This is a genomic window from Acinetobacter sp. A22 (genome assembly GCF_030913345.1).
In the GTDB taxonomy this organism is placed as follows: domain Bacteria; phylum Pseudomonadota; class Gammaproteobacteria; order Pseudomonadales; family Moraxellaceae; genus Acinetobacter; species Acinetobacter junii.
In genome coordinates, this window is record NZ_CP133162.1 from 2,916,438 (window position 1) to 2,928,009 (window position 11,572).

The following is an 11,572-nucleotide window of genomic DNA, read 5'->3' on the forward strand; positions in this document are numbered from 1 at the left end:
CTCAATTATTGAATTATTATAAAATTTTATATTTAAAGCATTAGGATCTGATGGACATATTAGAGAAAGAAGAAAGATTAAAAGGAATATTAGAACATAATATAAAAAATGTGAAAATTGGTACCGCAATTGCGATTACTGGACCTTGGGGTGTGGGAAAAACGTTTTTCTGGAAAAGATGTATAGATGGATATAATTTTAAAAAGAAGTATGTCTATATCTCTTTATTTGGTCTTGAGTCACTGAGTGATTTAAAAACGCATATTTATAGCAATATTGAGAATAATCATTCAACGTTAGATATTCCTCGATGGATTCGAGGCTTGCCATCGATTTTAAAAGATACCAGAGTTTCACAATTCGGTTTAAGCGCTTCCACTAAAATTTTTGATAGCCTCATGTTTAATCAGGTCAAAGATGCGATCATCTGTTTTGATGACTTCGAACGCATGTCTAATAAATTAGACATAAAAGATGTTATGGGGTTAGCTAATTACTTAAAATTAGAAAAGAATTGTCAGATCATTTTGATTTTAGATGAAGATAAAGCTGAAGGTGACAATAAGAAAAAGTATGCGGACTATAAAGAAAAGTTAGTTGATGAAACGATAGTTATTAATTCCGTTGAGCATTTGATACGTGCAAACTCTATAGATGTAGGAATTGATGAACCACTTGTTGAACTAATGATCGAATTTGCTGAGGCATTAGAGATCCATAATTTCCGCTTTTTCCAAAAGGTACTTAAGCTATATCAGCAATTTAGAAAAGAATTAGGTGCCGATATTGCACTGTCGACAAAAGAAATTATTTTAGTAAGAGTTCTTCAAGGCTATTTAATTCAAGATTTTACAAATTTTGAGTATAGTTGGAGTGATTGTCGATACTATTCTAATAAAGATCGAGAAGATTGGAGTGAAATAAAACAACAGAAATATGAAGCATTGAAGAAGATTAGCTATAATTTTACTCAAGATGATTTATGGTTTTATGAGTTTAAAAAATGGTTTGAACAAGTTGATGGAATTGATTTCGATAAGTTAAAAGAGCTTGCTCAGTCTGATTTGATTTTAGATAAAAATAATCAAAAAAAAGATAGTTTCCATGAATTGTTTGATCACTTCTGGGGGCTAAAGATCGATGATAACTTCACAGAAAAGTTATATTTTGCTTCACAACAGGTTATCGCTTTGGAGAGTTTACATAATTTAAGCTTTGCGTTAAAAATTTTGGAACAATTGGGGGATGTTCAAAAAGCAAATTTACTTGAAAAACAAGTAATGGAATGGATGAAGCTAAAATTAAAAGAGAATAAAAAGTTTTTTAATAATATGAGTAGCCTTGGTGAGGTGAAAAAAATATTTCAAGATTTTTTATCAGAATATGAGGAACAAAATAAATTTGAGGGTTTACCTAGTTTAGTTGAGGTGATATATCGATATATTTATGTCCAGAGCTGGAGTTCAGAGCATGTTATTGCCTTGGAAGGAGCAACAAGAAATGACTGGAAAGAAGTGCTATTTGAATTAATACCTTATGATAATCGCTTTCATGATATGAATACCAGTCAAGTTGTTACACAAATGCTTAAACAGTCAATGAAGCCAGAACTAAATTCAAAAATTAAACAAATGATTATCGATGTTTATAAAGAAAAAGGGCAAGAGTCAGAGTTTCATCAAAGATATATGGATTATTTAATTTTAAGACTGAAAGATTAAAAAAGGGCTCATATGAGCCCTTTTATATCACTTCAACATCGATTTTAAAAACTTACCTGTGTGTGAAATCTCAACTTCAGCAACTTGCTCAGGCGTGCCTTCAGCGATAATTTGACCACCACCAGAACCACCTTCAGGGCCTAGATCAATCACCCAATCGGCAGTTTTGATCACATCTAAATTATGCTCAATCACAACGATGGTATTACCCTTATTACGTAGCTCATGCAAGATATCGAGTAACTTGGCAATATCATGGAAATGTAAACCAGTGGTTGGCTCATCTAGGATATATAAGGTTTTACCCGTATCACGTTTTGCTAACTCACGCGCTAATTTCACGCGTTGAGCTTCACCACCTGAAAGGGTTGTTGCTGCCTGTCCCAAACGGATATAACCAAGTCCCACTTGAGTGAGGGTTTCTAGACGACGATGAATCACAGGAATTGCACTAAAGAATTCGGCTGCATCTTCTACCGTCATTTCTAAGACATCAGAAATATTCTTACCTTTATAGCCTACTTCCAGTGTTTCACGATTATAACGCTTGCCATGACAGGCATCACAAGGCACATACATATCAGGCAGGAAATGCATCGCGACCTTGATCATGCCATCGCCTTCACATGCCTCACAGCGCCCGCCTTTTACGTTAAATGAGAAACGACCTGCGCTATAACCACGTGCTTTGGCTTCAGGGGTTTGCGCAAATAATTCACGAATTGGGGTAAATAACCCCGTGTAGGTAGCAGGGTTCGAACGTGGTGTACGACCAATTGGACTTTGGTCAATATCGACCACTTTATCCAAGTGTTGTAAACCATCAATTGAATCAAACTTTTCTGCGGTAAGAGTGGTTGCACCATTAAGTTGAGTGGCTGCTAAAGGTAATAAAGTGCGGTTAATTAAGGTTGACTTTCCTGAACCTGAAACCCCCGTGACACAGGTCATAATGCCTAAAGGAATGGTTAAATCGACATTTCTAAGATTATGTCCGCTTGCGCCTGAAAGCTTAATCACTTCATCAGGACGTGGTGATTGGGTACGTTGTTTTGGCACTGCGATCTTTAATTTGCCTGAAAGATATTGACCTGTAAGCGAATCGGCATGGTTCGCCAATTCGTCATAAGTTCCTTCAGCAATGATCGCACCACCGTGAATCCCTGCACCTGGTCCGATATCAATGATATGGTCCGCAGCACGAATCGCATCTTCATCATGCTCAACAACTAGCACGGTGTTGCCCAAATCACGTAAACGAATGAGCGTTTGTAATAAGCGATCATTATCACGTTGGTGTAGACCAATCGATGGTTCATCAAGCACATACATCACACCCATCAAGCCTGCACCGATTTGCGAAGCGAGACGAATACGTTGTGCCTCACCCCCTGAAAGGGTTTCAGCCGAACGTGCTAAGCTCAAATAATTGAGTCCAACACTCACCAAAAAGTGTAAACGCTCACGAATTTCTTTAAAAATTTTATCGGCGATTTCGCCTTTAGCCCCCTCAAGATTGAGGTCTTGATAATAACTTTCGGCATCACCAATCGACATCTTGGTGATTTCAGCAATGGTTTTGTCTTTAACACGAACATGACGCGAGATTTCATTGAGACGAGAACCACCACAGGCGTCACAAGCGGCATTAGATAAGTATTGGGCTAAGTCATCACGGACATAATTCGATTCCGTTTCACGATAACGACGTTCCAAATGTGGCAAGATTCCTTCAAAAGGTTGCACACGATTATGTTTACGACCACGTTCATCAATATAACTGAGGTCGATTTTTTCTTTGCCTGTGCCTTGTAAGAATTTCTTTTGTGTCTCTTTATCCAGTTGATTCCACGGGGTATCGAGTGGAATATCAAAATGATCTGCGACTTTTTGAAGCATCGTATAGTAATACGGACGCTGTCTGTCCCAACCACGAATTGCACCTTGGCTGATCGATACTTCTGGGTTTGGAATAAGTTTGTCGGCGCTGAAATGACTACGCGTCCCTAAACCATCGCAGACAGGGCAAGCACCAAAAGGATTGTTAAATGAGAACAAACGAGGCTCGAGTTCAGCAACCGCACGGTCACATTCAGGACAAGAGTGTTTCGCTGAAAAGACACGTTCAGGGTGTTCGCCATTCATCCACGATAAAATTGCAATATCACCACCTAAACGTAACGCAGTTTCAAAGGATTCAGCAATTCGATTGCCAAGATCATCGCGGACTTTGAAACGGTCGACGACGACTTCGATGGTATGTTTTTTCTTTTTGTCTAATTCAGGTGGGGTATCAATATCAATAATTTCGCCATCGACACGCGCACGCACAAAGCCTTGGCTTTGTAATTGTTCAAATAAGTTACTGTATTCGCCTTTGCGCTCACGGACCACAGGTGCGAGCAACATCAGTGCCGTACCTTCTTCAAGCGATTTTACTGCATCGACCATTTCCGAAACGGTTTGTGCGACCATCGGTAAGTCATGTTCTGGACAATAGGGTGTACCCACACGCGCATAGAGCAGTCGTAAATAGTCATAAATTTCGGTAATTGTTCCGACAGTTGAACGCGGGTTATGGCTCGTTGATTTTTGCTCGATCGCGATCGCAGGGGATAAACCTTCGATTGAATCAACTTCAGGTTTTTCCATTTGCGAAAGGAATTGTCGTGCATAAGCCGAAAGTGATTCAACATAACGGCGCTGACCCTCAGCATATAAGGTATCAAATGCCAACGATGATTTCCCTGAACCTGAAAGCCCTGTGATCACCACAAATTTGTCACGTGGAATATCGAGTGACACATTCTTTAAATTATGGGTACGTGCGCCTCGAATACGGATATGACTTTGGCTCATGAAAACATCTCAATAATATGCAATAGAAGATCAAAAGACGTTGAACATTGATGGGGTGCATCATCAATTATTTAATTTGAATGTCTTGAGAGAAAGTTCAGTACCAATCAATTTAAAATAATTGCAGAGCAGCATCGTGCTGTTTAACAGGTCTTATATGATAGCGCCTTAAAATTGTTCAAGTGGTATAAAAATATTTAAAACGACAAATTGTGACGGTCAGACCACTTTTTCAAACATGATCAGTCTCAAACCGAGTTGTATTTTTATCATTCCTTTTCTCATTTTACTACTGTAAAGCTGTTGCTAAATAAAAATACATAACTTTACTAGACGACTGGTCTAATATTTATTTATAGTGTGAACATGAAACGATCAATGAAAAGTGAAGCAACCCGAAAACACATCTTGGATACCAGTTTTGAATTGGTATTGCATAAAGGTTTTGTTGGGGTTGGCTTACAAGAAATTTTGAAAGCCTGTGACGTACCCAAAGGTTCGTTCTATCACTATTTTGCGTCTAAAGAGGCCTTTGGTTGTGCTTTATTAGAACAGTACATGGCTGACTATAAAGTACGTGTCGAGCAGCTGTGGCAGCACACTGAACAAAGTGCTTATGCACGTTTGATGGCGTTGTGGCAGGCGTGGATTGACGATCCAATTTACGGCAGTTGGGCAGAAAACTGCTTAATTGTGAAACTCGCGGCTGAAGTCTCTGATTTATCAGAAGACATGCGACAAATTTTGAATTTAGGTGTGCATCGACTCACGCAACGCATAGCGCTGCTATTACAAGAAGGGCAGCAGCAAGGTTCGATTCCAACACATCTTGACCCATTTAAAACAGCTCAAGTGATGTATCAGCTTTGGTTTGGTGCAGCATTGATGACCAAATTGGCACAAGACAAAGCACCATTGCATCTAGCTTTGGATACCACGAAACAGCTGTTACAACCGATACAGGAATAAATCATGCAAAGTATTATTCATCATCAATTTGGCGAACCCGTAGATGTTTTAGAAGTAGCGGATATGCCTCAACCAGAGCCTAAAGCAGGTGAAGTGCGTATCAAGACCATTATGTCTCCAATCCATAATCATGATGTATGGACGGTGAGAGGGAGTTATGGCTATAAGCCAACTTTACCTGCAATTGGTGGTAGTGAAGCGGTCGGTATCGTCGATGCTGTAGGTGAAGGTGTCGATGAAAGTAAATTAGGGCAACGGGTTGCAGTTGCTGGCGTACATGGCAGTTGGGCAGAATATTTTATTGCTCCTGCGCAAAGCATCATTCCTTTAAATGATGCGATTGATGATGAAACAGCAGCTCAATTGATTGGTATGCCGATTAGTGCATTGATGTTATTGGACTTTGTAAATGTTCAAGCAGGTCAATGGCTGATTCAGAACACAGCGAATGGTGCTGTGGGTAAAACCGTTGCCATGATTGCTCAAGCGCGTGGTTTGCAAGTGATTAATCTCGTGCGTCGTACCGATGCGATTGCTGAAATGCAGGCTTTAGGTATTCAACATGTAGTTGCGACTGATCAGGCGGATTGGAAGCAACAAGTGAAAACCATTCATGCTGATCAGCCATTAATTGCAGGCGTGGATTCAATTGGTGGAGCGGCGAGTGGTGAAATGCTGAATCTACTGAGTGAAAATAGCTTATTAGTTTCATTTGGCAGCATGACGGGTGAAACCATGCAGATTTCATCGGGTGATTTGATTTTCAAACAGGCTACAGTGAAAGGCTTTTGGGCAAGTGTAGTCAATAAAGAAATGCCAGCAGAGCGTAAAAAGGCATTATTTGTTGAGCTACTTACACTTGCGACCCAGAAAAAACTGGTTCTACCTGTAGAAGGCGTTTTCAGTTTTGATGACATTAAAACTGCTGCACTGAAAGCGACTCAGGGAGCACGTCAGGGTAAAGTGTTGTTAAAAGCTTAATTTTGAAAATTGCATGACCAGTCGTGAGGCTGGTCTACTGATATTGAGTCATACAATAAAAAGGAAAATGAGATGATCGGACAACTGCTCGTAGGACTAATTGCTGTCTTGCATGTTTATATCTTAGTATTGGAAATGTTTTTATGGGATAAACCAGCAGGTTTAAAAGCATTTACGAATACTCCTGAAAAAGCCCAGCTCACCAAAGTTTTAGCGCAAAACCAAGGTCTTTATAATGGTTTTCTTGCAGCAGGCTTATTCTGGTCGTTAATTGCACCTGAAACCTATGCTGTGGCTTTGGCGAATTTCTTTTTAGGTTGTGTATTGATTGCAGGTATTTATGGTGGTTTGACGGCGAGCAAAAAAATTATTTATATCCAATCTGTACCCGCATTGATCGCCTTAATTGCCGTTAACTTTTTTAAGTAATAAAGGTATTCACTCGATCTGATTTGTGTTTTAATGCAGCCAGTTTGAGATGAGCCTCATACAGTATATCGGACGATACGATATACGACTAAGCCCCTTTATGGGGCTTTTTTATGTCTAAGAGAATGTCGTGTTTAATTATTTATAGGATTAAGCGTGATCTAGCCCTAACCATTGGCGTTGCTGATAAGCGCTATCCCAAAATAACCACTCCAGTTTTGCACCCATCGTATATGCTGCGTGCATTTTCGCTAAAGTATCTTCATCGCAACGCGCTGCTACTTTATCAATCGTTGCAATCACATTACTTACCGCTGTATTAAATTCTTCACCTGCATAGGTATCAATCCATGCTTGGTAACGGTTATTGTCAGCGGATTGGTGAATAATTGATTTCCCTACTTCTGCATAAATCCAAAAACATGGAAGCAATGCCGCTAAAATCACAGGATAACTTTCTGACCAAGCTGTAGCCGTTAGAAAAGATGTGTAGTGATGACAGGCAAGGGTGAGCGGGGTATTTTCAAACTCAGTTTTGCTGATGGAAAACTCTTGCATGAAATCACTATGTAGACTACGTTCAACGATGATTGCAATTTTTGCAGCTTCAGAAAATTGAATCACATCATCCGCTTCATAAGCTTTAGCAGCAGCAACTGCGAGCGCACGACCATAAGCCAATAGATAATGTGCATCTTGAATCACATAATGACAAAAGACTTGAGGGTCCAATGTTCCTGCTGCAAGTTCTTGGTTGAATGGAAGTGCGAGGATTTTTTGATAAAGGTCGATGTTGCGCTGCCAGACATCCTGAGAAAAAGTCATAAATTGAACCTGTAAAAACAATAATTCTAAGATTTTATTCAAACTATATCAGAACTTAGCTTTGATCGTATTTGATCTCAAAATAAGTCCAACAATCTTTTCTGTCTTTCGGTCAAAACTCGCCTACAATAGTCACATTTTTCTACCCAAACGATTTCGAATAAAAGGTTGCTCATGAAGCATTTTCGTTTCTCAATTTTCTTTACAGTAGTGTGTTTAGCACTATCTGCTTACTGGGGCTATACGCATGGTCCAGAAGCAGGTATTGCAACAATGCTGAAAGCATTAACTATTACTGCAATTTTGGCAGTGATGGAAGTCTCTCTCTCTTTTGATAACGCCGTGGTCAACGCATCAGTACTCCGTAATTGGGATCATTTCTGGAAAATGATTTTCTTAACGGTGGGTATTTTAATTGCCGTATTTGGTATGCGCTTGGTTTTCCCTGTCGTGATTGTCGCTGTCACAGCAGATATGGGCATGATGGAAGTCGTGAAATTGGCACTTAACGATCCGAAGTCTTATTCAGCTCGTTTGATGGAACATCATGCAGAAATTGCAGCCTTTGGTGGTACTTTCTTATTGATGGTGTTCTTGAATTTCTTCTTCGATGATGAAAAGGAAACTCATTGGTTCCGTTGGATCGAATCTAAACTCTCACATCTTGCAAGTGTTCCTGCGATGTCTGTTTTCATTGCTTTGGTTGCGATGTTAATCATGGCGGCGAATGTTGAGGAAAGCAAACGTCTGGTAGTGACGATGGCTGGAATCTGGGGGATTGTGGTTTATATCGGTGTCCAAGTTCTCAGTCATTTATTGGGTGGTGAACCTGAAATTGATGAACACGGTAATGCCGTAATGCATGATGCCAATGGGGCTGCATCAGGTGTTGTCAAAGCAGGTTTTGGTGGTTTCTTATATCTTGAAGTCCTAGATGCATCGTTCAGTTTTGATGGTGTTATTGGCGCATTTGCGATTACCAGTGATGTTGTGATCATTATGTTGGGTCTTGCGATTGGTGCGATCTTCGTCCGTTCGATGACCATCTATCTGGTTGAGAAAGGCACTTTAGATGCTTACATCTTCCTTGAACATGGTGCGCATTATGCTATTGGTGCATTGGCATTCATTATGATTGCTAGTGGTACAGGTTTACATGTACCTGAAGTGGTGACTGGTTTGATCGGTGTCGCATTTATTGTTTGGGCGGTAATTGCCTCGATCCAATACAGTAAACGACAGAAGCTAAGCTCTTAAGATTAGTTTCAGTTTGATCACTTAAGATCTTTTAAAGGGACGGTAACGTCCCTTTTTTATTTATTCGATTGTTATTTTTTCAACGCTTTAAAAGGAATAGCTTATAATCCTTTGAGCCAGTTTTAGTGTCTAGTCAATGATGAATGCTTTAGAACGTCGTTCAACCTTTGCCTTAAGTAGCATTTTTGCCTTACGCATGTTGGGCTTGTTCATGATTATTCCTGTTTTTTCAGTTGCAGGGCAATCATATCAATACGCAACACCTGCTTTGATCGGTTTAGCTGTCGGGGTGTATGGCTTAACGCAGGCGATCTTACAGATTCCTTTTAGCTTGTTGGCAGATCGTTTTAGTCGTAAGCCACTGGTTGTTCTTGGACTGCTATTGTTTGCGATTGGCGGTGCGATAGCAGGGTTTTCCGAGACGATCTATGGTGTAATCATCGGTCGTGCGATTGCGGGTGCTGGTGCTGTTTCGGCAGTTGTGATGGCCTTGTTGGCAGATGTAACCCGTGAAGAGCAACGAACGAAAGCAATGGCAGCCATGGGTATGAGTATTGGCTTGTCTTTTGTGGTGGCATTTAGTTTAGGGCCGTGGTTGACGAGTTTAGTCGGAATCTCAGGTTTATTTTTTGTCACGACCATCATGGGATTAGCCGCGATCTTAATGTTGTTATTGGTGCCGAAAGTCACTCGCCATCATCGAAATTTTCAACAAGGTTATTGGGCACAACTAAAACAAGTGATTCAAATGGGTGATCTAAATCGCTTGCATGTGTCAGTGTTCTCATTGCATTTATTGCTCACTGCAATGTTTATTTACATCCCTTCGCAATTAATCGACTACGCACAAATTCCTTTAGCAAAACATGGTTTGATTTACTTGCCGTTGTTATTGGTAAGTTTGTTTTTTGCATTTCCGAGCATCATCATTGCGGAAAAGTACCGTAAGATGCGTGGGATTTTTCTATCTGCAATCGCAGGCATTATTGGGGGCTTGTTAATTCTCATTTTTGGTTATGAATCGAAATATGTGTTGCTAACAGGCTTAGGAATTTTCTTTATTGCCTTCAATGTTATGGAAGCTTTATTGCCTTCTTGGTTATCGAAGGTCGCTCCGATTCAGTCTAAAGCCACTGCGATGGGTGTTAATGCAAGTAGTCAGTTTTTAGGCGCTTTTTTTGGTGGGACATTGGGCGGTCAGCTTTTGATGTTACAGAATACGGCGCTTGGCTGGAGTGTGTTAACAGGGATTGCTATACTATGGCTGCTGGTTAGTTTTGGGTTGTCTCAACCAAGATATTTGTCTTCAATTGTGCTTCGACTACCTGAAGCGCAACAAACAGATGAATGGTCTTCAAAATTACTGGCAATTCGTGGTATTGAAGAAGTCGTGGTGATGTCTGAGCAACAAGTTGCTTATATTAAGGTCGATAAACAACATCTAGATGATGCTGCGCGACAAGATTTAACGCACTTGTTGGGTAAAGAGGTAGCCATTTAAGCATAACTCTTATAAAGTAAAACATAGAAATAGATAGGACGTAGACAAGCTAATGCGTGGTGTGAATAAAGTTATTTTAGTCGGTACTTTGGGTAAAGATCCTGAGACAAAAACCTTTCCAAATGGTGGATCACTGACCCAATTTTCGATTGCAACAAGTGAATCGTGGACAGATAAAAATACAGGCGAACGAAAAGAACAAACAGAATGGCATCGTATCGTATTGCATAACCGTTTAGGTGAAATTGCACAGCAATACTTACGTAAAGGTTCGAAAGTTTATATCGAAGGTTCATTGCGTACACGCCAATGGACAGACCAAAATGGTCAAGAGCGTTACAGCACCGAAATTCGTGGTGACCAAATGCAAATGCTCGATTCTCGTCAGCAAGGTGGTGAGCATCAAGCGGGTAATGATTTTAACCAACCGCGTTTTAACAATAATCAAGGCGGTGGCTACCAAAACACAGGCTATAACAACAACCAAAATGGTTATGGTCAAGGTGGCGGTTTTGGTGGTGGAAATCAGGGCAATTATGCAGGCAGTCCGCAAGCAGGTAATGGTTTTAATACACCAAAAGCCACACCTCAACCTGCTGCGGCTCCAGCTGACTTAGATGATGATTTACCGTTTTAATCGGTTAAATGAAATAAAAAACCTCTTTTCCTGATCTGAAAAGAGGTTTTTTTATGGGGATTTATTGAAACTAGAAGCCAAGTTTAAATGGAGCTGAATCGAAGTTTAGGGTCTAGACAAATTTATATTTCGATTCAGATTTTATTTTTAGAAAGGATTTTAAAGAAGGGGTTGATATATTAAATCACTGATTTATTTTAATTAATTTTAGGTTGTATTTTTTAATTTGATGATGTTTCCTTTCAATTTTGTTTAAAAAACTCTCCGAGATTGAGCATTATTTTTACAATTGGCTCTCTCTGTTATTCTAAAAATGGCTCTCGTTTCTTCAGAGCCGAAACGACAAATTAAAGCCATAGAAAGTATGCATGCGGAAGCGTCGTTTTTAATCCT

At 39.9% G+C, this 11,572-nt stretch carries 9 protein-coding genes; 7 read left to right on the plus strand and 2 right to left on the minus strand.

Going from position 1 to position 11,572, the window contains the following annotated elements:
* Positions 1-50: 50 nt before the first annotated feature.
* Entirely contained in the window at positions 51-1,721 is a 1,671-nt protein-coding gene (locus Q9Q86_RS14150) for a P-loop NTPase fold protein (RefSeq protein WP_112986107.1), read from the plus strand.
* Positions 1,722-1,748: 27 nt separating this feature from the next.
* Here the strand turns inward: Q9Q86_RS14150 and uvrA are convergent, their stop codons facing one another.
* A complete protein-coding gene (gene uvrA, locus Q9Q86_RS14155; RefSeq protein WP_112986108.1) occupies positions 1,749-4,580 on the minus strand; it encodes an excinuclease ABC subunit UvrA in 2,832 nt (943 codons plus the stop codon).
* 366 nt (positions 4,581-4,946) lie between these two features.
* On the opposite strand from uvrA, the gene Q9Q86_RS14160 reads away from it, so the two are divergent.
* From Q9Q86_RS14160 to Q9Q86_RS14170, 3 genes are all read left to right on the plus strand, one after another.
* A complete protein-coding gene (locus Q9Q86_RS14160; RefSeq protein WP_112986109.1) occupies positions 4,947-5,549 on the plus strand; it encodes a TetR/AcrR family transcriptional regulator in 603 nt (200 codons plus the stop codon).
* 3 nt (positions 5,550-5,552) lie between these two features.
* Complete coding sequence (locus tag Q9Q86_RS14165) at positions 5,553-6,530, plus strand: zinc-binding dehydrogenase (RefSeq protein ID WP_112986110.1); 978 nt, start codon at positions 5,553-5,555, stop codon at positions 6,528-6,530.
* A gap of 72 nt (positions 6,531-6,602) precedes the next feature.
* Positions 6,603-6,959: a DUF1304 domain-containing protein gene (locus tag Q9Q86_RS14170; RefSeq protein ID WP_005403381.1), complete on the plus strand. Its 357-nt coding sequence runs from the start codon at positions 6,603-6,605 to the stop codon at positions 6,957-6,959.
* A gap of 150 nt (positions 6,960-7,109) precedes the next feature.
* On the opposite strand, the gene tenA is transcribed toward Q9Q86_RS14170, so the two are convergent.
* The gene (gene tenA, locus Q9Q86_RS14175; RefSeq protein ID WP_004951380.1) at positions 7,110-7,784 is read right to left on the minus strand and encodes a thiaminase II; all 675 of its coding nucleotides are present in this window, start codon (positions 7,782-7,784) and stop codon (positions 7,110-7,112) included.
* Between the two features lie 174 nt (positions 7,785-7,958).
* Between tenA and Q9Q86_RS14180 the strand changes: the two genes are divergently transcribed.
* From Q9Q86_RS14180 to ssb, 3 genes are all read left to right on the plus strand, one after another.
* On the plus strand, positions 7,959-9,041 hold the full coding sequence (locus tag Q9Q86_RS14180) for a DUF475 domain-containing protein (protein ID WP_112986111.1): 1,083 nt from the start codon (positions 7,959-7,961) through the stop codon (positions 9,039-9,041).
* Positions 9,042-9,177: 136 nt separating this feature from the next.
* Positions 9,178-10,542 carry an MFS transporter gene (locus Q9Q86_RS14185; protein ID WP_005403380.1) on the plus strand — a complete coding sequence of 455 codons (1,365 nt, stop codon included), beginning with the start codon at positions 9,178-9,180 and terminating at the stop codon, positions 10,540-10,542.
* Positions 10,543-10,594: 52 nt separating this feature from the next.
* Positions 10,595-11,179 carry a single-stranded DNA-binding protein gene (gene ssb / locus Q9Q86_RS14190; protein WP_112986112.1) on the plus strand — a complete coding sequence of 195 codons (585 nt, stop codon included), beginning with the start codon at positions 10,595-10,597 and terminating at the stop codon, positions 11,177-11,179.
* The last annotated feature ends 393 nt before the right edge of the window (positions 11,180-11,572 follow it).

What these genes read in the sequence shown, in the direction of transcription:
- Q9Q86_RS14150 (WP_112986107.1), top strand. Translation starts at nt 51, where the DNA reads ATGGACATATTAGAGAAAGAAGAAAGATTAAAAGGAATATTAGAACAT.
- uvrA (WP_112986108.1), bottom strand. Translation starts at nt 4,580, where the DNA reads ATGAGCCAAAGTCATATCCGTATTCGAGGCGCACGTACCCATAATTTA.
- Q9Q86_RS14160 (WP_112986109.1), top strand. Translation starts at nt 4,947, where the DNA reads ATGAAACGATCAATGAAAAGTGAAGCAACCCGAAAACACATCTTGGAT.
- Q9Q86_RS14165 (WP_112986110.1), top strand. Translation starts at nt 5,553, where the DNA reads ATGCAAAGTATTATTCATCATCAATTTGGCGAACCCGTAGATGTTTTA.
- Q9Q86_RS14170 (WP_005403381.1), top strand. Translation starts at nt 6,603, where the DNA reads ATGATCGGACAACTGCTCGTAGGACTAATTGCTGTCTTGCATGTTTAT.
- tenA (WP_004951380.1), bottom strand. Translation starts at nt 7,784, where the DNA reads ATGACTTTTTCTCAGGATGTCTGGCAGCGCAACATCGACCTTTATCAA.
- Q9Q86_RS14180 (WP_112986111.1), top strand. Translation starts at nt 7,959, where the DNA reads ATGAAGCATTTTCGTTTCTCAATTTTCTTTACAGTAGTGTGTTTAGCA.
- Q9Q86_RS14185 (WP_005403380.1), top strand. Translation starts at nt 9,178, where the DNA reads ATGATGAATGCTTTAGAACGTCGTTCAACCTTTGCCTTAAGTAGCATT.
- ssb (WP_112986112.1), top strand. Translation starts at nt 10,595, where the DNA reads ATGCGTGGTGTGAATAAAGTTATTTTAGTCGGTACTTTGGGTAAAGAT.